At 33.1% G+C, this 21140-nt stretch carries 21 protein-coding genes and 1 riboswitch; of the genes, 3 read left to right on the top strand and 18 right to left on the bottom strand.

Features of this window, described 5'->3' with window-relative positions:
* Positions 1-162: 162 nt before the first annotated feature.
* Complete coding sequence (locus tag RAH41_RS08600) at positions 163-462, top strand: hypothetical protein (protein ID WP_331221861.1); 300 nt, start codon at positions 163-165, stop codon at positions 460-462.
* A 76-nt stretch (positions 463-538) separates the two neighbouring features.
* Here RAH41_RS08600 and RAH41_RS08595 read toward each other — a convergent pair whose 3' ends face one another.
* The 3 genes from RAH41_RS08595 to RAH41_RS08585 all read right to left on the bottom strand — a co-directional run bounded on the left by RAH41_RS08595 (position 539) and on the right by RAH41_RS08585 (position 3441).
* The gene (locus tag RAH41_RS08595; RefSeq protein ID WP_331221860.1) at positions 539-1111 is read right to left on the bottom strand and encodes a TetR/AcrR family transcriptional regulator; all 573 of its coding nucleotides are present in this window, start codon (positions 1109-1111) and stop codon (positions 539-541) included.
* 15 nt (positions 1112-1126) lie between these two features.
* Entirely contained in the window at positions 1127-1819 is a 693-nt protein-coding gene (locus tag RAH41_RS08590; RefSeq protein WP_331221859.1) for an MBL fold metallo-hydrolase, read from the bottom strand.
* 152 nt (positions 1820-1971) lie between these two features.
* On the bottom strand, positions 1972-3441 hold the full coding sequence (locus RAH41_RS08585; RefSeq protein WP_331221856.1) for an amino acid permease: 1470 nt from the start codon (positions 3439-3441) through the stop codon (positions 1972-1974).
* A 199-nt stretch (positions 3442-3640) separates the two neighbouring features.
* Positions 3641-3818, bottom strand: a riboswitch (Lysine riboswitch).
* 202 nt (positions 3819-4020) lie between these two features.
* Between RAH41_RS08585 and pdxK the strand changes: the two genes are divergently transcribed.
* Positions 4021-4836: a pyridoxine/pyridoxal/pyridoxamine kinase gene (gene pdxK / locus RAH41_RS08580; protein ID WP_331221854.1), complete on the top strand. Its 816-nt coding sequence runs from the start codon at positions 4021-4023 to the stop codon at positions 4834-4836.
* A 591-nt stretch (positions 4837-5427) separates the two neighbouring features.
* Here pdxK and RAH41_RS08575 read toward each other — a convergent pair.
* The 15 genes from RAH41_RS08575 to RAH41_RS08505 all read right to left on the bottom strand — a co-directional run bounded on the left by RAH41_RS08575 (position 5428) and on the right by RAH41_RS08505 (position 20041).
* A complete protein-coding gene (locus tag RAH41_RS08575) occupies positions 5428-6021 on the bottom strand; it encodes a YdeI family protein (protein ID WP_331221853.1) in 594 nt (197 codons plus the stop codon).
* Positions 6022-6320: 299 nt separating this feature from the next.
* Positions 6321-7028: a nitroreductase family protein gene (locus RAH41_RS08570; RefSeq protein WP_331221852.1), complete on the bottom strand. Its 708-nt coding sequence runs from the start codon at positions 7026-7028 to the stop codon at positions 6321-6323.
* A 120-nt stretch (positions 7029-7148) separates the two neighbouring features.
* A complete protein-coding gene (locus RAH41_RS08565; RefSeq protein WP_331221851.1) occupies positions 7149-7571 on the bottom strand; it encodes an Rrf2 family transcriptional regulator in 423 nt (140 codons plus the stop codon).
* Positions 7572-7736: 165 nt separating this feature from the next.
* On the bottom strand, positions 7737-8363 hold the full coding sequence (locus RAH41_RS08560) for a class I SAM-dependent methyltransferase (protein WP_331221849.1): 627 nt from the start codon (positions 8361-8363) through the stop codon (positions 7737-7739).
* 93 nt (positions 8364-8456) lie between these two features.
* Complete coding sequence (locus tag RAH41_RS08555) at positions 8457-9968, bottom strand: MDR family MFS transporter (RefSeq protein ID WP_331221848.1); 1512 nt, start codon at positions 9966-9968, stop codon at positions 8457-8459.
* Positions 9969-10124: 156 nt separating this feature from the next.
* On the bottom strand, positions 10125-10304 hold the full coding sequence (locus tag RAH41_RS08550) for a hypothetical protein (RefSeq protein ID WP_069033425.1): 180 nt from the start codon (positions 10302-10304) through the stop codon (positions 10125-10127).
* Positions 10305-10587: 283 nt separating this feature from the next.
* On the bottom strand, positions 10588-11130 hold the full coding sequence (locus RAH41_RS08545; RefSeq protein ID WP_331221847.1) for a hypothetical protein: 543 nt from the start codon (positions 11128-11130) through the stop codon (positions 10588-10590).
* A 4-nt stretch (positions 11131-11134) separates the two neighbouring features.
* A complete protein-coding gene (locus tag RAH41_RS08540; RefSeq protein ID WP_331221845.1) occupies positions 11135-12571 on the bottom strand; it encodes an FAD-binding oxidoreductase in 1437 nt (478 codons plus the stop codon).
* A 109-nt stretch (positions 12572-12680) separates the two neighbouring features.
* On the bottom strand, positions 12681-14099 hold the full coding sequence (locus RAH41_RS08535) for a PH domain-containing protein (protein WP_331221843.1): 1419 nt from the start codon (positions 14097-14099) through the stop codon (positions 12681-12683).
* Complete coding sequence (locus tag RAH41_RS08530; protein ID WP_331221842.1) at positions 14089-14568, bottom strand: PH domain-containing protein; 480 nt, start codon at positions 14566-14568, stop codon at positions 14089-14091. Before RAH41_RS08530 ends, RAH41_RS08535 begins: the two co-directional genes overlap by 11 nt.
* A 224-nt stretch (positions 14569-14792) precedes the next feature.
* Entirely contained in the window at positions 14793-15578 is a 786-nt protein-coding gene (locus RAH41_RS08525) for a polysaccharide deacetylase family protein (RefSeq protein ID WP_331221841.1), read from the bottom strand.
* 506 nt (positions 15579-16084) lie between these two features.
* Positions 16085-17353 carry a peptidase gene (locus tag RAH41_RS08520; protein ID WP_331221840.1) on the bottom strand — a complete coding sequence of 423 codons (1269 nt, stop codon included), beginning with the start codon at positions 17351-17353 and terminating at the stop codon, positions 16085-16087.
* Between the two features lie 5 nt (positions 17354-17358).
* The gene (locus tag RAH41_RS08515; protein ID WP_419471579.1) at positions 17359-18006 is read right to left on the bottom strand and encodes a 3-oxoacid CoA-transferase subunit B; all 648 of its coding nucleotides are present in this window, start codon (positions 18004-18006) and stop codon (positions 17359-17361) included.
* Between the two features lie 11 nt (positions 18007-18017).
* Positions 18018-18713: a CoA transferase subunit A gene (locus tag RAH41_RS08510; protein ID WP_331221839.1), complete on the bottom strand. Its 696-nt coding sequence runs from the start codon at positions 18711-18713 to the stop codon at positions 18018-18020.
* Positions 18713-20041 (bottom strand): aspartate aminotransferase family protein, encoded by a 1329-nt coding sequence (locus tag RAH41_RS08505; RefSeq protein WP_331221838.1) that lies wholly within the window; start codon positions 20039-20041, stop codon positions 18713-18715. The genes RAH41_RS08510 and RAH41_RS08505 overlap by 1 nt, the downstream gene beginning before the upstream one ends.
* A 522-nt stretch (positions 20042-20563) precedes the next feature.
* Here RAH41_RS08505 and RAH41_RS08500 point away from each other — a divergent pair.
* Positions 20564-21097, top strand: a complete 534-nt coding sequence (locus RAH41_RS08500; protein WP_331221836.1) for a GNAT family protein — start codon at positions 20564-20566, stop codon at positions 21095-21097.
* Positions 21098-21140: the final 43 nt, after the last annotated feature.

Here is a 21140-nt window from a genome sequence, read left to right as displayed (position 1 = left end):
TTTAGCATACATCAGATGGAAATAAATACAAATTTGACCTCGAATCGATTCATAAGGTTTTGATTATAATGGTTAAAAATTTATAATTTATATTGTTTTTTCACATTGATTCAGTATAATCAATATAAATCTTTTAATCTTAATTCATGGAGGAAAATAACTATGGTAAACAAATTAGAAGAATTAAATGAGAGAAATGCGTTAAACCATAGAAATATTGTAAAGTATGTAAAACACGTCTTTGATGAGTTAGACTTAAAAGTTAAAAGATTTCGTGAAGAAACGGCAATTAAGGCAGCTCATCATGCAAAGCCAGATTTAGAAGAAGAAAAATTATTTTATAACAATATTCACCATATGAAGACGTTACTAATTGACGTGTTAGAACGTACTACTGAAGATCTTGAACATATGGGAGATAAAAACTGGAATAAAAACTTTAAAGATGGCGTAAACGCATAATTATAAATAAAAACGTATTTTCTCTATAAATTCTACAAAGAAGGATAGGAGGGTATTTACCTTCCTATCCTTTTAATTATTTCTTTCTATCCTGCTTCAAATTTCTTACATAATTTTTCAATACAAAAAGTACACTTTCATCAATTGGAATATTTATACCAAATCCATCACTTTTTTCAAGCGAAACAAAGCCATGAAGCAAACTTCTTAAACCTCTTACCGCATGAATAAGTTCAGTGTCAGTTAAATTATATGGTTTCAAGACTTCATATATTAAATTCAAAATTTTATTCCCGGTTAAACGATACTCATCACCTGGTGTTTGAGATGGAGATAAGGTCGCTTTATATAAACCAGGATGGCTTCTCGCATAATCAAGATAAGCAAAAGCTAATGCAAAAAGTGCTTTCTCATTATTTTTACCTTCTACTGATTCATGAAGTTTTACATAAAGTTGTGAAATGCCATATAATGCAACACTATTTTTTAGTTCATCCAAATTCTTAATATGATTATAAATCGATGGTGGTTGAATCGTTAGCTTTTTTGCAAGATAACTAATCGTTAAAGCCTCCCACCCTTCTGTATCCACAATTTTAATTGAAGTACTCAGTAATTGATTAAAATTCAATCCAATTCTTGGTGACATTACGTATACTCCTTCTTACTGCTTTTTAAGAGCACGGTCAATGGCTTCTTGTGGATGACTTAACATCGTACCATGACCGACAGCTAATAATGTAGGTTTTAATTCACTAATTTTCTTAGCACTATTTAGTGCAGCATCTTTATTCCATGTTGCCATTGATGGAAAAGGAAATAAAATTCTTAATTGGCCAGAAATCGCAAAACCACCTCTCAATGAAAAAGCATCACCAGCGATAATGGCATTTGTCCGTTGATCTAAAAATGCCATAGAACCTGGTGTATGACCGGGAACTTCAACTGCTATTAAAGACCCAATCAAATCACCTTCCTGTAGTAAACGATCCGGGATGGTTTGTATATTTTTAGGAACGCCGCCTTTGATAGGCGTATTTGGCTCGCTAGCTTCTAAACTAGTGTCTCCTTTTAATAATTTTGAATCTCTTTTAGAAATGGAGACCACTGCATCAGGAAGTAGTGATTTTAATTGATCAAGCGCTCCCACATGGTCGCCGTGAGCATGAGTTAAAACGATATTCGTAATTTTTTTGCCTATTTGATTAGCTGCTTCAATAATTTTAGTCGCACTAAAAGATAGCGCTGTATCAATTAATGTAAGCTCATTTTCTTCTTCAACTATAAAACAATTTACAGGAAAGACATTGGGTAAAAAGCTTAACTCATAAAGATAATTATTTTTTGTAATCTTCATTGTATACCCTCCTAATACTAAAAACTAATACCTTTAGTTTTATAATACTAAAGGTATTAGTTTTTGTGAACAAAAATTTCAAATTTACAAAAAATATAATTAAAATAACTAAAAAACCCTTCCATCATAGATGAAAGGGCGATACTTTATCATTATTTTCTAGAAAGATCCATCTCTTTATAAGAAACAACCTTTGTTTTATGTTTAACTTTATAACCTAACCAAACGATTAAAAATACAGGAATTCCAATGTATGAAACAAGTACACCTTGCCAATCAATTGCATTACCAGTGAATGCTTGCCAGTTTTGAGCTAGTACAATAAATAAACAAGCTAAAAATGCTAAAATTGGACCTAGTGGGAACCATTTTGCACGATAAGGTAAATCTTTCAAATCCTTTCCTTGAGCAACATAAGCTTTACGGAAACGGTAATGAGAAATCGCAATACCTAACCAAGCAAGGAAACCTGATAATCCGGATAAATTTAATAACCAAGCATACACTTGACCTTCACCGAAAAATGATGATAAACATGCAAGTGAACCAACTGCAAGTGTTACATATAAAGCATTTGTAGGAACACCATTTTTATTTACTTTTGTTAAGAATTTAGGAGCTTTTCCTTCAATTGCTAGCGTAAATAACATACGAGTAGATGCGTAAGTTCCACTATTACCTGCTGATAAAACTGATGTTAAAATAACTGCATTCATTACAGAAGCCGCAAATGCAACACCTAATTTTTCAAATACTAAAGTAAATGGACTAACAGCTACGTCGTTTTTCATTAGACCAGGGTCTGTATATGGAATTAATAAACCAATTACGATAATCGCTAAAACATAAAATAAAAGGATACGCCAGAAAATTTGACGGATAGCTTTTGGAACATTTTTTTCAGGATGTTCTGTCTCCCCTGCTGCAACACCGATTAACTCTGTACCTTGGAATGAGAAACCTGCAACAATAAAGATCGATAATACACCTAAAAATCCATTATGGAACGGAGCATCTCCAACAGTAAAGTTTTTGAAACCTGTTTCATGTCCACTTATAATGCCAAAAATCATTGCAATACCAACAACTAAAAAGACAACTACAGTTACAACTTTAATTAATGAAAACCAAAATTCTGATTCACCGTAGCCTTTAACTGAAAGTAAATTTAAACCTAAAATAATGACTAAAAAGATTCCGCTCCATAAAACAGCTGGAGTATGCGGGAACCAATATTTCATCAGCATTGCTGAAGCTAATAATTCAAAAGCTAAAGTGATTGCCCAGTTATACCAATAATTCCAACCCATAGCAAAACCAAATGCTGGATCAACGTAGCGAGATCCATAAGTACTAAAAGAACCAGAAACTGGTAAATACGTCGCCATTTCACCTAAACTAGTCATTAAGAAATAAACCATAATACCAATTAATCCGTAAGCTAAAACTGCTCCACCAGGACCAGCTTGACTTATTGAAGTCCCACTAGCTAAAAACAAACCTGTTCCAATTGAACCACCAATTGAAATCATCGTTAAATGTCTTGCTTTAAGGCCCCTTTTTAAAGAACCATCGTGAGTATTCGATACTACTTTATCATTTTTAGGGTTTGTTAGTCCCATCTTATTGCCTCCTCTTAATTCTTGCAATCTTATCTTTACGCGAGAATATGGGACGGTATAAAAGTGTTGTATGATGTGTATTTTACTCAGTATTTTCCTGAATATGTAACGAATGGAAATCTGATAAAATACAAAAAAACACGTGAAGCAATGTTCACGTGTTTAAGACTCAATTATATGTGTCAAACAGCATCAACATCTCTTCAATAGCCCTCCACAAGAAATCTTGTGACAGTCCTATGCTTATTCAGCAATAGGCCCAGTAATAAATTTAAATGGTAAATTTATTACTTCGGCAGTTTCACCTTTTATTACTTTTCACAGGTACCATAAACCTCTAAGTAATGACTAATCAAAACTGCGCCTCTATCCATACGAGATAAAGATTATATTAAATTAATTTTTATAAACTCACTATACAATCTATTAATCTAGTTTGTCAATAAATTTTTCGACAAAAAACAGACTCAACCTAAGAGATGAATAATTATGTATTAGCTTTAGTATGCTCTTGTCTTGTACCGAACATATATGTTTTTGTATAATAATTCTATGTACTTCAAAGGAGGAATTTTTCACATGACAATTTATAAAGCATTGACACTTGCGGGTTCTGATAGTAGTGGTGGAGCGGGGTTACAAGCTGATATTAAAACATTTCAGGAACGTAATGTTTATGGTATGAGTGCAATTACAACTTTAGTAGCGATGGATCCTCATAATCATTGGCATCATCAAGTATTTCCAATTGATATAGATACAATTGCAGCACAATTAGAAACAATCGTCGTTGGCGTTGGAATTCAAGCAATGAAAACAGGTATGCTTGGTTCAACTGAAATAATTGAGTTAGCTGCAAAAACTATAAAAAAACATAATATTGATCGAGTTGTCGTAGATCCTGTTATGATTTGTAAAGGAAATGACGAGGCTCTTCACCCAGAGACGAATGATGCATTAAGAGAAATTTTAGTACCACTTTCAACTGTTGTAACGCCAAATTTATTTGAGGCAGCTCAATTAGCTAAAATGCCTCCAATTTGCACTGTTGAACAAATGGAAGAAGCAGCACGAAAAATCCATGAATTAGGTGCTAAATATGTTTTAGTTAAAGGTGGAAGCAAAATCCAGCATGAAAATGCTATAGATGTATTATTTGATGGGGAAAAAATCGAGCATCTAGAATCTGACAGAATCGAAACTACATATACTCACGGTGCGGGTTGCACTTATTCTGCAGCGATCTGTGCAGAGCTTGCTAAAGAAGCAGAACCAAGAGAAGCAATCTACACAGCAAAGAAATACATTACTGAAGCAATTCGTCACTCATTCCCACTTAATCAATACGTTGGCCCAACAAACCATATGGCATATCGATTACATGGAGAAGGCTAATATCAAATAATGGGGCTGTCTCATAAGTCAAATTAACTGACGTATGAGCTGCCCTTTTTTTATTGTAAAAAAAAATGGAATGTACTGACGGATCTCCACAGCGCTTTAACTTGAAACTAATATGGTTAATCTTATTTATAGCTAATTAATAGAATTTTATCAAGGTTTTATTCGATTTGGAACAGAGTTGCTAGTATTGATTTAAAAGTATCTACTACTGTTAAATTTAGAGGTCACTATACCGTAACTGGTATGGGTAATTTTTAATTTTAATTGCGATTTCCTGGAATTTTATTGCAGTTTCACTAAATTTATTTGCGATTCTCTAATTTTATTTGCTGTCTTGCCAAATTTAAATGCGATTCCCAATTTTATTTGCAGTCCATGATTTTAAAGAATAAAAAAGGGAAAAGGTTACCCTATCCCCCATGTTCGTACTATTCATTTGACGGCACTCTTAATTGCCTTAAATGCATTTCTTCTTTTGAAATAAATGAATCTTTCCCATTTAGCTATGATTTTATGATTCATCTAAACAAAGATCGAGATCAATCTTAATCACTCTTTATATTTTTATTAGTTTTAATAATACTAATCATTTAATCCTTTTCCATCGAGAATTTGATTAATGTATTTTTCAACCCTAGACGTACGTGTTTTCGATTGTTTTGGTTGAGAAAAATAATAAATATAAGCTCTTTGACGTCCAGGTGTTAATGCTTCAAAAGCTGTTTTTAAGGCCGGATTTTCATCTAATTTAAATTGTAATTCTTCAGGAACTTCATAATCTGAAGTCTTTTTTAATTCTACTTGCAAACCAGCTTTTTCCACTTCAATAGCTTCTTTGATATAGTCCTTTAAAACGCTTTCCATTTCAATTATTTCTTGAATATTTGTGAACCGAATCTGACGTGCTGATTGTACATTTTCTGTTTGTTGAATGAGAATGCCTTTTGGATCTTTAAGCAATGCACCTTTGTGAAACAGAAGTGCACAATATTCTTTAAAACCATGAATTAAAACGATATTTTTATTATTAAGTGTGTAACAAGGATGCATCCATTTAAAATCTTCAGTCAGTTCACAGTCCATGACGATTTCCCTTAACTTATAAAATTCTTCTTGCCACTTTTTCGCCCTCAATAAAAATGCTTCAACTTTAGGATGCATATTATGATTTGTCATCGATAAACACCTCTCATTCATTCGACTTTTTTAGCATTACTTAAAAAATATAAATTAACCTTAGAATTTTCATCTCAATATTATTAGTAGTATTTTTATCAAAAATCTTCTAATTAAATTTTACTATACATGTTTTTATAAAACCAATCGGATTGGCATATCTTTTTTTCTCGCTTGTTAGATGAACAATTACTCCCCTCCAAAAAGTTATTCTTTAAACGAATGCAAATTTCCTTCAAACAAAAAAAGAACAGGTCCAAGGTTTCCCTTATCCCTGTTCTTCATACTCTTCTTAGTACTTAGTAATGATCCCAAGCAACAACTTCATCTAAAGTTAAACGGACTTTTTCAAAGCCTGCTTTGATTCCTTTACCAACTGAAATTAACATAACTGGTTTGAAGTTTGCTGGTACATTGAAAGCTTCTACAAATTTTGCTTGGTCAAATCCACCCATTGGAACTGTATCTAAACCTTTTGCTTTTGCTGCAAGCATAAATTGCATTGAAACTAATCCACCATCAACCATCGCAACTTTTGTTGCAATTTCTTCTGGTAAACCACCGTAGTTTTTCACGATTGATCCTACGTAGAAGTCTTTTACTTCCTGAGTCATCATACCTTTTTCAACTAATTCATCATAAATACGATCAGCATTTTTATAAGCTTCTGTATCACCTAATACAGCGATTACCGCAGAAGCATCCACAACTTGTTGTTGGTTATTAGCGATTGGTAATAATTTTTGTTTAGTATCTTGGTCTTTAATTACAAGGAATCTCCATGGCTGTAAATTTGAAGAAGATGGAGCTTGAACTGCAACTTCTAGTAACTCCTTAATTTCATCATCAGACATTTGAAAGCTTGGATCATAGTGACGAACTGATCTTCTTTCCTTTGCTACAGTGAAGAAATCAGTACTATCAAGTTCTTTTGGGGCTTCCTTACCAAAATCGATTTCGTTTACTTTATTTAAATACTCTTCTTTTTCAGATTTAACATTAGACATATTTAATCTCTCCTTGATTAACTGTGTTATTTACAAATACAGTATATGACTTCAACTGTATAAAAGTCAACTACAGTTTATAAAAAAATAAAATCGAAACATTTTAGTTTCGATTTTATTTTACCCATTATCCTTTGGTAATAAGTCTGAAATTGTTTTCTTTGCTAGGCCTTCAACAAGCCAACTTTCCATCTCATCTTTTAAATCATATAAAGCAGATCGTGTAGATGGCGCAAAACATTCCTTACTATTCACATCTAAGAAGCCTTTTGAATATGGATCTGATCTCATCGCATCATAAACATCTTTTAAAGTAATTTCATTAGCACCTTTGGATAGATAATATCCACCATCTCGTCCTTCTTTAGCTGAAATAATGCCTGCTTTCACTAAATTGGCAAGAATTTTTCTTAAAAAAGTAGATTGTGCTTCAAGTTTTTGAGCTAATACTGCGCTTGGACAAATTCCGTCTTGCTCCGCTAAAACTAGTAGAGACTGCAATGCTAGTCCAAACCATTTCGTACTAGAAACCTTATCTTTCAAGAACATTCACCTCAGTTACTAGTCTAAACTATTTTAAAAAAAAGACAACCTTATCTCAATTAGAAAGAGATAATCTAATAAAGTGGTGAAAAAATAGAAAAGCCCTACGCTTTTACCTAAATTCGGAAAAATAATTCGTAGTGCTAAGTGACAATTAAATTAATATTATTTCTTTTGACATTTCACCATCGTAAATTTAAACGGAGGTTTACTTTCCATATTCTTATGTGGTTCAAGAATTTCGGAAACTTCGATCAATCCATAGTTTCCAAATTCTTGTTTGATCGAGTCAGAATCATAAAAGAACATTTTTATCCCTTCCATTAACTCGAAGTAGTCTCTATCTAGCTGTTTGCCCTTTCCGTACATTGGTGCATCTTTTGAAATCGTAGTAAATATCATATAGCCATTTGGCTTTAACTGATTATAGCAATCTTTAATAAACTTCTCTCTCTCATGATTATTCAATAAGTGAATAAGTGCGTAACAAAATATACCATCATAAAGTTTTTGATCAAAAGGCATATCGGTTACTGAACCATGAAAAATAGTCAAATTAATCCCATTTTGTTTTGCTAATTCAATCGCTGTTTTTGATATTTCAATACCTGTTATGTTTATTCCGTTGTCAGTAAAAATCTTTGCGTTTCTTCCATATCCAATCCCTGGAATCAGTACATCCTTAACTTTCTTTTCAAGGAAAAAATCCTTTGTTAAAATTGCGGAATCTGAAGGCTCAAATCCCCACATCATTTGATTTTCTATAAAACTCGATTCCCAAATTTCTGCCATATCTGAGTCCCCTTTCAAAGCCTTTCAATTAAAATACCTATCTTATTGTCTTCAAAAAAAGAAAGACCAAAGGTCTTTCTTTTTTATTTCTATTTATGACGCATTACTCTTAGCCATTTCTTTATCTGATAAACGCTCGTTACCCATTAAGAAAATTGAAATCAATGCTAATCCTACGGGAACTAATGTCCAAAGGAATGTATGAGCAATTGATGTTGAGAACACGTCAATAATTTTTGTCAGTATTGGTGCTGGAATCAATTTGGTAGCTTCAGGAGTAAATGCTTGATTAATATTCGAAAAATCCTGTGGTGCGCCACTTTTTGCAAATGCATCAGCAATTTTATCAGTAAATACATTTCGTTGAATAACACCAAAAACAGTAATACCGACCGTCATTCCTAAAGCACGAAGGAATGCGTTAGTTGAACTTGCTGAACCACGATTTTCATTATCAAAATGATGCATCGCAGACATACCAAGTACTGAGAATGATGCCCCTACACCTAGTCCGACGATGACCATATAAACGATTACTTGGAATTTAGTCGTATCAGGGGTTAACGTACCTAGGCAAATAATACCCGCTAAAAGTAGCGCAACTGAAACGACCATAATATTACGATAACTAGTTTTATTCGCTAATGCTCCACCAAATGAGGCAGAAATACTAACACTTACCATCATCGGTAATAAAACTAAACCAGAATTTGTAGCCGTTCCACCTTGAACAAACTGGATAAAGATTGGAATGTAAATTGTTGCAGCGATGAATGCCGCTCCATAAAATAATCCAACAAAGTTACTAGCAGCAAAAAGACGATATTTAAACATGCTAAACGAAATAATCGGTTCAGTTGCTTTACGTTCAATGAATAAAAAGATAATAAGGAAAACAGCAAATCCAGCAAATAATCCAAGAATTTGTACAGAATCCCAAGCGTATTCTTTTCCACCTAGTTCAAGTGCAAACATTAAACAGACGATACTAATAACAAAGGTAGTTGCACCCCACCAGTCGATTTGTTGCTTTGTGTGGTTTTTCGATTCGATATAAAAATAACTAATTAGACCAAGTGTTAAAAGTCCAAAAGGGATATTAATATAGAAAATATATCTCCAGTTAATATAATCTGTAATATAAGCACCAATTAATGGGCCAAGAACACTTGATAATCCAAAAACGGCACCAAAAATACCGCTCATTTTACCACGCTTTTCAACAGGAAACACATCCCAAATAATTGAAAAAGCTATTGGCATTAAAGCACTTCCACCAATACCTTGAATTGCGCGGTAAATACTAAGCTGAATAATAGAATTTGCCGTCCCACAAAGTACAGAACCTAAAATGAATAAAATAATTCCTAACATAAAAAATCTTTTTCTACCGTACATATCGGAAAGTTTACCGAAAATTGGCATCCCAGCCATTTCTGTAACTAAGTAAGCCGATGTTACCCAAACAAATTTATCATAGCCACCTAAATCTTTTAATATTGTAGGCATCGCCGTAGAAACAATTGTGTTATCAAGGGAAGCGAAAAAAATCCCAAGTAATAACGCAATCATAACAGGAACCAATTTTGTTTCCCTTTTTTGCATTTTAATCTCTCCTTTTACATTTCAAGCAAAATTTTAATTTCAATACTGTATTCATAGGCTAGCTTAATTATGTGACTGACTAAAAAGCGCTTATCTTTCGAGGCACCTATTCTATTGAAGAGCTAACCTTGGGCGATCATTAGCACAAAGTCAAAATCAGTCTCTATTAATGTATAAAATAGCATTGCTTAATAGACCTAAACCTATTCCGATTCCAAAACCAAGAAATCCTCCTACGATTAAATGTGATGTAAAATAACCTACACCTAAACCAATCGTTAATCCTAAAATTACAAAAGCAGCATAAAAAATACCTACAGCTTCCTCATGTCTCATAATATTTTATCATTCCTTCCATACAATTTAACTTCAAATAAAGTAATGAATGTCTCCATAAATACTTTAATTAATTAAAGTTAATATAACATTGTTTCGTTACTTAAACAATATATAAATTAAAATTTATTATTTTATTTTTATTACAAATCAGCACTTTATATGTAAATCTTGCTATTTCTCATTAATTCCATTGTATGAATAGGATATAACAACGTTACGCATAAAAACCCACAAAAAACAAAACATTGTTGTGTTACTAAGGCATAAATTATAAATTTTATTACTTAAGACTAGTCTGCACCTTGCTCATTATCATTTTATAACAAAGACCAAGTGCACTTAATAAGAAAAGCCAAGCCGCTAAATGAAACATAAATTGAATGTCAATTGATTCAAGTAAAGTTCCTATACCAATAATACAAATAGCTGTTACAAAAGAAGTCCAAAATAAGTAACTTCTATAAAAATCAGATGAAGCGTTCAAAAATAATTTCTTTTCAGCAATCTTGAATAATGCAGTAAATCCTCCAAATAAAACTTGCCCAATATAAACAATTTTTATATTATCGATGAAAGGCAGTGAAAAAAACAATAAACAGCAAAATAATGAATGGAATATCATTAATAAAAATGGTGAAACCCGGTCAACAAATCTGCCACCAAAGTAAACAACCACACTTAAACTTAATGAAAAAAGTCCATATAATAAACTAAATATGTCATACGCATCTCCTATATTCCTTAAGAAGAGGACATAGTATGGAAATACTAAAGAGCTGCTAAATCCAATAATACTAAGTAGTGCAATTAAAAAACGGTTCATAAGATTACTCCCCATAATTTTCATAAAAAGTATTCATAAATATACTATTTGGATCAAACTCTTTTTTCTTATTGAAAAAATCCTGTGCTTTTGGATATGCTGATACCATTTGTTTCTTAGACTGATATGGATAATAAGGTAAATAATAAGTTCCTCCATGCTTCAAAGTTAGATCAGTCCACTTTTGAATTACTTCTTTTGCATATTGAACAGAATCTTTATCTTTTCCATGTTGAATCAAAACAACAAAAGCAAACATATTATCTTTCGCATAATTCATGACTGTTTCATCATCTTTTTCAACGTATCGAATCGTAATATTTAATATATTTAAATTTTCAAATTGTAGATATTCTCTAACATCATCAATATATCGAGTAAATTCATTTACAGGTACAAAAAATTCCTGTAAAACTTGTGTATCTTGACGGTCATCGAACTCCATAAACTTACTTTCAGAACGCATTACATTATTACGTGATTCATAGTTTCCATTTAGGGAGTGAATAAAGCGATATTGAAAATCCCAAAAAAGATCTTTACCAATATCCGAAGTTCTTGACATACCTAGTGCAAGCTTCGGCAAAAAAGCGGAATGATCTTCCTTCAGCTCTTCATCTGAATCGGTCATTTTACGGGATGTTGCCATATAATTAATTGCATAAACCTTTTCTAAAAAACTATCTGGTGCTACAGAAATCCTAGCAATATGCATTCTTGCATTTTGGTTTTCTAAAACATTATTGTTCAAATAATTTGGATACTTCTTATAATCCATCGTTTTTGTTTCTACTCGATATAATTCATTATTTGTTAGTTGAAACTCTACTTCCAAAATAATTCCAAACAAGCCATATCCACCTAATACATACGGGAATAATTCTTTATTCTCAGTACGACTTACTTTAATTACTTTCCCTTCTGGTGTTAATAATGTAAACCAATTAACAGTACTAGCTAATGAGTGATTCCGAATGTCACGACCATGTGCGTTCACACTTAATGAACCACCTACTGAGAATATCTCTTGTGACTGAGTTACCTTTAAGGCAAGATGATAAGGATTAATCGCTTTTTGTATATCTCCCCATGTTGCACCACTTTGAACAATTACTGTCTTTTGAACAGGATCGACTTTTTCAACCTTATTAAATGTTTTTAAATCAATCACCACACCATCTTTATAATATGTATGACCTCCTTGACTATGTCGCTCGCCTGCAATTGAAACTGTCTTACCTTGTTTTTTTGCATCGATTACAATTTTCTTTAATTGATCTACTTCCTTTCCTTTGACTATACGATCAATTTTAGTAGGAAGAAGATGGCCAACATCATCAATCACTCCATGCTTTAATGGTGCAGGTTTATTCCACAATGTATGTAAAACTGTTACAAACACGGTTAAGAGGAGTATTCCTACAAATATTCTTTTCCCCAAGTTCTTTTCCTCCTAATAGAAAAAATAAAATTTAAGCGTTAAAAAAAGACGTGCTTACACTAATGTATACACGTCTTCTTTTTTCAATTTGTGATTGTTCAAAATGGTATTAACTAAACCAACCAATCATCCGATTTACGTCTTTTTCATCTAAATGTTTAACCTGATAAGTACGACCAAATTGGCTCGAAAGAATCGTAATGTAGATAGATTTTAGTTTTACTCTTTTTTGAAGGAAACTTTGTTCACCGATTAATACTTGTATTCGCTCTTTTGGTAAAATCGCAGTTGTTCTTGAGAAATAACCAGACTGAATGATCACAGTTCGATCTAATAATGTATAGCCTGCATTTCTAAATCCTAATTCAGCAATAAAAATACCGATTAAAACAATCCCATAAGCCCAGAAATGAACAAATGGAAGTAATACTACTCCACTCGCTATTAGAACAAAAGTAATAATCATTCTTGAATAATATGTTTTTCGAGCTCTTTTTGGTGCTCGGTTTGATATTTCTTCATAGTTAATAGAAGGAATAAAATTTTTTAGGAATAAGTGGACATCCTTCGTTTTAATAAATGGATGGAGAACATGTCTACCTTGTTCCTGCTTATCCCCCATTCCGACAGCTTCGACGTAAACGGTAGAATAGCCAAACAATTGACGAAGAATCCCTTCTTTTACAACTACCCCTTGAATTCGTTTTAAAGAAACCGTAAATTCATTTTTTTCGAATAACCCTCTAGTAATAATAATTCGATCATCTTTTCTTTGGACAGTAAAGTTTGCAAATTTTAATATGTATCGTATGGTTGAAAAAATTAAGGAAAGTAATAAACTACCTAAAAATACAATGAAAAACATCATGTAAGTGAATGTTTGTATTTGATTATATATTGCCACATAAATACTATGTGGAAGTAAATCCTCAATTTGTGAAAATAATGATGCTAATACGGCAAAAGCTAGCCCTACTTCAAAGGAAGTGATCCCAGCTAAAAAAAGTTTTCTCGTTTCAATTGTTAAACTTATATCTACTAAAGGTACTGCTTGTACACTATTTTCCTCAGCTACAACCAAACCTACTTTTTTCTTTTTAGAGTTTAATACTTCATTTTTTAATGAAAGTGCCACTTCTTTAGGTATTGCATTTAATATGCCTTCAGCTTTTTTCCCACCAGCTGTTTCAATTCGTACGCTCACCACATTAAAAAGCTGTTGAATAAATCCAGCATTAATTGAAAAAGACTGAATTCGTTCTTTTTGAATGAATGTATTTTCGATGACAAATAATCCAGAACGAATTCTAAATTCATCTTCAGTTATATAGTAGGTAAATCGATACCATTTTATGATTGCTGAAGCAACCGGAAAAACGATTAGAACAGCAGCAAACAAATATTGAAACATTGACCCTTTCCCACCTGAAACTAAAAGTATAATAAGTGGTATTAGTACGTTTTTAATTTGCTCTAAAAATACGGAAAGTATATAAGCTGGATGTTGTCTTTTTGGCTCATACATCATCATCACTTATCCTTGCTAAGTAGATAATTTTATCTCTAAGCTTTTCTGCGACATGGTGTTCTAAGCCTTCAATTTCATGTGTGGTGGCAGCCGTGGAAATATTCACTGTAGATAAACCGTATCGACGCAGTATTGGTCCTACTTCTGTCGTAACGTGTTGAACTCTAACCATAGGAATTACAATTCGTTTAATAACAAATATTCCTTTTTGAATTTCTAACTCATTTTCATAAATCTCATATGCAGTATATTTCAATTTAAGTGTAGGTAAAAATAAAGTTAAAAAAATAATTAACGCTATTACGACACCTATAATAATCATTAAAATAAAGAAGGGAAGTGAAAAATATCTCATAAGAAAATAATAGATAATTGGTAAAGCAACTAAAGAGATACTGCTAAGTAGTGATGTAATTCTCCATACTGACCTCATTTTTGGTGATGGTCTTTGTGATGGATTTGCTCTCATTTAATCACCTTTTCTATCTCATTAATCTATCACTTACTATATCATACCATGAGACAAACTATTCACAAACCTCCTATTTATCGACAAAGTAAAAAAAAAGGTAAATTTCCCCATAATTGATGAAAAAATAATCATTAACTAAGCAAATATCTTTAAGCTAATTAAACAATAAAAAAGGATAACTCATAGAGTCTAATGTTCAAAGACTTATGAGTACCCCTATTTCAATCGTAATAAATCGTCTCAGTTTCTCTAAAATTTACAATTACCTTAGCCTGTCCTTCTACAATCTTAGCAAATTCATCCATCGTAGTGTCATACTTAATATAGATTCTAGGTAAAAGATAGTCTTCATTCTTTGTACCCTTTTCTAGAAAATATTTAGGATCTGTCGCCACTGCAAATTTATAGTATTTTTTTGTTTCCTCAATTACTTTATCATTATGATAACCATAAGGATACGAGAGGGCTATCACAGCTTTTCCAGTAATTGATTGAATCTTATCTTTGGAATCTTTCAACTCATGCTTATAATCATCAATCTTCCTTAAATCCGGGTGTGTTGCAGAGTGCGATTGGATTGAAAACATCCCTGTATCAGACATCTTTTTTAAATCCGTGCTAGAAAGACGATCCGGCCATCCTATATAGTCTGATATCGCAAAGATCGTTGCTCTTGGTGTAAACGTATCCGATTTCAATTTTTGAAAGATTTTTAACACGTTTAAGTTGTTTTTATAACCATCATCAATGGTTATAAATACAGGTTTCTTTACGTTATTTCGCTCTCCCCATTGTTCAAAAGTTAAAAGCGTAAATCCATGATCACGTAAATAGATTATTTGCTTTTCAAAATTGTCTGGTGAGACAAACAAATCTCTTACTCCGTGACCAGTAAACTCATCAATGGAATGATAAATTAAAATTGGAATTTTGTCCGCAGCATGTGTCTTTTTTGGCAGCTGTGTCAACAAAAATAGACATAGAAAAAGTAAAGTTATCTTTCGCATTTAAATCCTCCTTTTATCTTTTTACTATTTAGTGTTCCAATTTCCATTTTAACTATCATTATTTCTATTAATTTTCTACTATTGAAAAGATATTTTACCTAGTTTAATTAAATCAATTGCTTAACTTTTCGATTAATAAAAGATGGCCCGTTACTAGTGATGAAGTAACGGGCCTTTCTATTTATTGGTTCATTTTGAAAGGTCAATTTGGTTGAATATCCCTTCTATTCAAAAATTGAAAGAGCTTTTACTCACTTTTTGACGAGTCTTTTAAAAGTCGTAATTTGTTTTATCCTATCAACATCTTCAATCTAACGTCTCTGTTTCATCAATTATTTACAATTTATTTAGTATAAAATCTCAAATTATTTCCGTGAAAATATTTAAGGACTGCAACTTCTTTTATCTATCCATGATGTTGAAATGATCCCGCTCATTAAATAAGCAAAACAAATATCCCAACAAAGTTTTCACTTGTGATCTATTTATTTAGATAAAATACTTCATTATTCATCTACTCCACACCAATCTAGTAAGGTGTAGGCAATAACCTCCGAACAACGAAATAATTCGTCTAGATCAATGTATTCATTGGGATAATGTGCAACCTTTGTTTCCCCTGGTCCAAACACAATAGTAGGTATTTGTTTTATTTGTGAATATAGTCCGCCGTCCGTACCCCATGGAGAGGATTCAATAATCGGTTCATTTTTATAAACAGATTGATAGGATTTCTTCAGAGATTCCATAAATGGATGCCCAAGATCGATACTACTAGGTAACCATCTTGCTCCAAAAAATTCAACCTCAACAGGATTTTCAATAAACCAATCATCAATTAATGAGAGTGTTTTAAGCCACCTCGTTATTTCAAGTTTAGCTTCTTCAATCGTTTCATTTGGTGAAACACCAAGCCTTCCCTCAAGAGTAACTAAATCTGAGACGGAGGAAGGCCAAGTACCCCCATTTATTTTTCCGATATTAATCGGAATTGGAATTGGCACATTTTTATATAGCGGATCTTCTAGCAATCTAGTATTTCTAACTTTTTCTAATTGATTGATATGATTAATAACCATTATACTTTTTTCAATTGCACTAACACCTTCATATCTCGTTCCACCGTGGGCAACTTTCCCTTTTACTTTTATTCGAAACCAAACACTACCTTGCTGTTTCGGAAATATTTTACTTTTAGTTGGTTCAGGAATAAGGACAGCATCTGCAACGTATCCTCGTAATATCGTTGCTAGCGTACCTGCCCCTCCGCTTTCTTCCTCAATTACACTTTCAAAATAGATGTCGCCTTTAAGTGGGATATTTAATTTTTTTATTGCCTCAATCGCAAATAATGCAGCAACATTTCCGCCCTTCATATCTGTTGCTCCCCTACCATATAAGCGATTCCCTACGATTGTACCACTATACGGAGGGCGCTCCCAACTACTGATTTCACCTTCAGGAACCACGTCAATATGTCCATTTAATATGATCGATCTACCATTTCCGGTTCCCTTTAAAATTGCAACAATATTCGGACTGTATTGAAATGAAGTTCTTTCTGAAATAAAAAAAGGAGATTTTGTTAATTCCTCAATTGACGGCTCAAATCGATCAACCACTAATCCAAGATTCTGTAAATAATTTGAGACAATTTTTTGTGCAGCAGCTTCATTTCCTGAAATACTTTTTTCACGAACTAAATTCTGAAGTAATTCAATTGCCTTATTCTTATTTTTATGAATATAGTCACTAATTTTAGCTTTCAAATCCATTTTGCTCACTCCCAACGATGAACAATAACATTTGGGTTCACAAATAGTGGAGCACCAGTTTTCTCAATCACATCGCTGACTAAATATGGAGACATTACTTCATTTAACCAAAGCTCTCCACTTTCTTTTTTTACTTCAATTACAGCCATTTCGGTAATAATTAAATCTACGCAACTTGGAGATGTAAGTGGAAGTGTACATTCAGAAACTATTTTAGGGTCACCAGTTTTATTTGTATGGTTCATTAAAACAATTACTTTTTTTGATTTTTGAGCTAAGTCCATTGCTCCACCAATTCCTGGCACTCTTTTACCAGGAACAATCCAATTGGCTAAATCACCATTTTTACTGACTTCGAGAGCACCTAGTACTGTTAAATCTAATAAACCTTTTCGAATAATGGCAAAGGCTATGCTACTATCAAAATAACTTGAACCTGGAATTAGTGTTACAGGCAATCCTGCGGCATTACATAAATTTTCATCTTCTTCACCTTTTTGTGGAGTAGGCCCTAAACCTAACACGCCATTTTCTGCATGGAACATTACTTGGCAATCATCTGGTAAGTAATTGGGGATAAGTGAAGGAATTCCAATCCCAAGATTCACAATCATACCGCTCTTTACTTCTTTTGCTGCACGTTTTGCCATCATTTCCCTAGCATTTATTTTTCCCAAACCCACTTCCAATTCACCCCTTCCGACTGAACAATGTGGTTAACGAAAGCACCAGGTACGATAATTTCTTCAGGATCTAATGCTCCTAAAGGAACAATTTCATCAACTTCTGCAATTGTGATTTTTCCGGCCATTGCTACATAAGGATTCGTATTGCGAGCACTTTTATCAAAAACTAAATTCCCAAAAGGGTCTGCTTTCTTCGCATATACAATTGAAACATCTGAAATGAGAGGCGTTTCAATTAAATACTCTTTTCCGAATACATTCACTCTCTGTTTATCAACATCTATTACACTATCAATCCCGATATCCACTAAAACCCCACCTAATCCAACTCCACCCGCTCGAATCCGTTCGATAAATGTACCTTGAGGACTGAACTCTATTTCTAACGTACCATCTGTCATTTGTTTTCCAGCATTCGGATTTGATCCGATATGAGTTGTAATCATTTTTTTTACTCTTTTAGCCGTCACTAATTGTCCGATCCCTACATCAGGAAAACCCGTATCATTTCCAATTAGAGTAAGATCTTTCACGCCTTTCTCTAAAATGCTCCTAATTAATGTTGGTGGATTACCGATTCCGCCAAAGCCACCGAACATTAACACCATCTCATCTTTAAAATAAAGCAAAGCTTCTTCAATACGAATGATTTTCCCGAAAGTATTGATTGCCATTATTCGATCTCCTTTGCTTCTTGATTTAGCTCATTAAAAACTTCCTTCAATAAAGTTAGTAATTCATTGACTTGCGCATCTTTAATGACTAAAGGTGGAGAAAGCAAGAAACTATTTTCAGATCTTCCATATGGGCCACTAACAGACGGATACAGTAATAATCCATGATTTTTTGCAATCTCAATTACACGATTTGTTACACTTTTACAATCAAAGAAATCTTCATTTATTTCTATACCGATCAGTAATCCTTCTCCCCTGACATCGAATAGAAAAGGATACTCTTTCTGCCATTCTTTTAGTTTTAATTTAATCTTTTCACCTTGTATTTTAGAATTTTGTACTAATCCATTTTTTTCGACGTAGTTTAAAACGGCTAAAGCTATACTTGCAGAGAGAGGATTCGCACTAAACGTATGTCCACTCATAACAAGTCGACTACCTTCTAATATTGGTTGCATTACACGATCACTAGCAATTGCAGCAGCAATTGGCGTATAACCAGCCGCCAAACCCTTACCAAGAACTAATATATCGGGCACACAATTCCAATGATTCATTCCGAACATTTCTCCAGTTCTACCTATTCCTGTCATTACTTCATCCGTAATAAATAACACATCGTTCTTATCACAAATTTCCTTAATTTTTTCATAATACCCTATAGGGGGAGTTAACGCAGATCCTGCCGCACCAACAATAGGCTCAGCTATAAAGGCTGCTACATTTTCAGGACCTAATTTCTGAATTGTACGATCAAGTGCAGTCGCACAAAGTAAACCACAATTTCCAGGCTCTAATTCAAATGGACATCTTTTGCAATACGGCGCTTCAACCATTGGATAATCCTCTAGTAAACTAGTAAAACGTTTCCTCCGTAAAGGATGCCCTGACATCGATAAGGATCCGATGGTGATTCCATGGTAGCTCATACTCCTTGATATAATCTTCGTTTTCGTATCAATTCCTCTTTCTTGAAAATGCTGTATTGCCATTTTCATAGCTGTTTCAGTTGCTTCAGTACCACTATTAACAAAAAAACTCCAGTTTAAATCTCCAGGTGCTAGCTGAGCTATTTTTTCAGCTAATTGCTCTGCCGCCTCACTCGTAAACTGTGATCTATAAACAAACGCCACTTTAGAGGCCTGTTTTACCATTTCATCAATTATTTCCTTAACACCATGACCAATACTTGCAGTAACTGCACCCGAAGAACCATCAATATATTTCTTACCTTGCTTGTCCCATAGGTAGATAGTTTCTCCTCGATCAATTGTCGGATAATGATCACCTACAAGTGGTTTTATTAAATAATCCCTTTTAGTCATACGATCCCACCATCTTTCACTTAGATCTCATTTCTATATATATAGTTGAAAGCGCATGAAGTTAGACTAATGAAAAATAATAGGGTTTACTTCGAATAAAAGAATGTTGATTTCAATTGAAAAAGACCACAAAAATGTGGTCTCAGACTGCCCGCCAAATGCTCGCTTTCCATGGGGCGAGATTCTTTCGCCTCCTCGGCAAGCCTGCGGGGTCTTTAGCCTTCCCGCATATCCCATAGGAGTCGAGCCCCCCTCCATTCCAATCAACTTATTCATCAAAAAATGTGTGCGTTAAACACTAATCAAATACATTTACTTAGCGTAATCTAACTGTTTTAGATTCATCAGATTGTAGATCAATTAATATCGAACATATAGTAGACTAAACAATCAAATTTGTTTTCTAAAGGCTCTTTTCGTAAAGTTTGTTGCTTTTAAAAAATATAAATTTTGGAAGGAAAAATATTCCTATTTGTAGAATAAAGCAGAATAATGTTATTGAATAAAAAAGGAGTTGTAATAATGTTTCCAGTATTAGAGACAGAAAGACTATTACTAAGAGAAATAACAAAAGAAGATGCAGAAAGTATTTTTACTTGTTTTTCGAACGATAATGTAACACAATTTTATGGGCAAGACACATTGCAGAATAAAGAACAAGCTGAACAATTCGTTGATTTTTTTTCAAAAAATTATAATGAAAAAAGAGGCATACGTTGGGGGATTGAAATAAAAGGGACCAAAGGGTTAATTGGGACAATTGGTTTTAATGCTTGGCTACCTAAACACAAAAGAGCAGAAATAGGATACGAAATCCATCCTGAGCATTGGAAAAAAGGATATGCAACAGAAGCAGTATCAAAAGTTCTATCATATGGCTTTGATGGTATGGATTTAACACGAATAGGTGCAGTTGTATTTATTGATAATGAAGCATCAAATAATTTGTTAACTAAAATTGGATTTCAAAAAGAAGGAGTATTGAAGAAATATATGTATCAAAATGGTTCTGCACACGATACCTACGTCTATTCATTACTTAAAAACAATCTGTAATTCTTTAAAAGTCATATCATTGATATGGCTTTTTCAATTCAAC

This window comes from Gottfriedia acidiceleris, from assembly GCF_036421055.1.
Classification (GTDB): Bacteria; Bacillota; Bacilli; order Bacillales; family Bacillaceae_G; genus Gottfriedia; species Gottfriedia acidiceleris_C.
The sequence above is the reverse complement of the archived record's forward strand: the minus strand, read 5'-3'. Positions and strand labels throughout refer to the sequence as shown.

Excerpts from the sequence above, each read along its gene's own strand:
- RAH41_RS08600 (WP_331221861.1), top strand. The coding sequence starts at position 163 with ATGGTAAACAAATTAGAAGAATTAAATGAGAGAAATGCGTTAAACCAT.
- RAH41_RS08595 (WP_331221860.1), bottom strand. The coding sequence starts at position 1,111 with ATGTCACCAAGAATTGGATTGAATTTTAATCAATTACTGAGTACTTCA.
- RAH41_RS08590 (WP_331221859.1), bottom strand. The coding sequence starts at position 1,819 with ATGAAGATTACAAAAAATAATTATCTTTATGAGTTAAGCTTTTTACCC.
- RAH41_RS08585 (WP_331221856.1), bottom strand. The coding sequence starts at position 3,441 with ATGGGACTAACAAACCCTAAAAATGATAAAGTAGTATCGAATACTCAC.
- pdxK (WP_331221854.1), top strand. The coding sequence starts at position 4,021 with ATGACAATTTATAAAGCATTGACACTTGCGGGTTCTGATAGTAGTGGT.
- RAH41_RS08575 (WP_331221853.1), bottom strand. The coding sequence starts at position 6,021 with ATGACAAATCATAATATGCATCCTAAAGTTGAAGCATTTTTATTGAGG.
- RAH41_RS08570 (WP_331221852.1), bottom strand. The coding sequence starts at position 7,028 with ATGTCTAATGTTAAATCTGAAAAAGAAGAGTATTTAAATAAAGTAAAC.
- RAH41_RS08560 (WP_331221849.1), bottom strand. The coding sequence starts at position 8,363 with ATGGCAGAAATTTGGGAATCGAGTTTTATAGAAAATCAAATGATGTGG.
- RAH41_RS08555 (WP_331221848.1), bottom strand. The coding sequence starts at position 9,968 with ATGCAAAAAAGGGAAACAAAATTGGTTCCTGTTATGATTGCGTTATTA.
- RAH41_RS08550 (WP_069033425.1), bottom strand. The coding sequence starts at position 10,304 with ATGAGACATGAGGAAGCTGTAGGTATTTTTTATGCTGCTTTTGTAATT.
- RAH41_RS08545 (WP_331221847.1), bottom strand. The coding sequence starts at position 11,130 with ATGAACCGTTTTTTAATTGCACTACTTAGTATTATTGGATTTAGCAGC.
- RAH41_RS08535 (WP_331221843.1), bottom strand. The coding sequence starts at position 14,099 with ATGATGTATGAGCCAAAAAGACAACATCCAGCTTATATACTTTCCGTA.
- RAH41_RS08530 (WP_331221842.1), bottom strand. The coding sequence starts at position 14,568 with ATGAGAGCAAATCCATCACAAAGACCATCACCAAAAATGAGGTCAGTA.
- RAH41_RS08525 (WP_331221841.1), bottom strand. The coding sequence starts at position 15,578 with ATGCGAAAGATAACTTTACTTTTTCTATGTCTATTTTTGTTGACACAG.
- RAH41_RS08520 (WP_331221840.1), bottom strand. The coding sequence starts at position 17,353 with ATGGATTTGAAAGCTAAAATTAGTGACTATATTCATAAAAATAAGAAT.
- RAH41_RS08515 (WP_419471579.1), bottom strand. The coding sequence starts at position 18,006 with ATGATGGCAAAACGTGCAGCAAAAGAAGTAAAGAGCGGTATGATTGTG.
- RAH41_RS08510 (WP_331221839.1), bottom strand. The coding sequence starts at position 18,713 with ATGGCAATCAATACTTTCGGGAAAATCATTCGTATTGAAGAAGCTTTG.
- RAH41_RS08505 (WP_331221838.1), bottom strand. The coding sequence starts at position 20,041 with ATGACTAAAAGGGATTATTTAATAAAACCACTTGTAGGTGATCATTAT.
- RAH41_RS08500 (WP_331221836.1), top strand. The coding sequence starts at position 20,564 with ATGTTTCCAGTATTAGAGACAGAAAGACTATTACTAAGAGAAATAACA.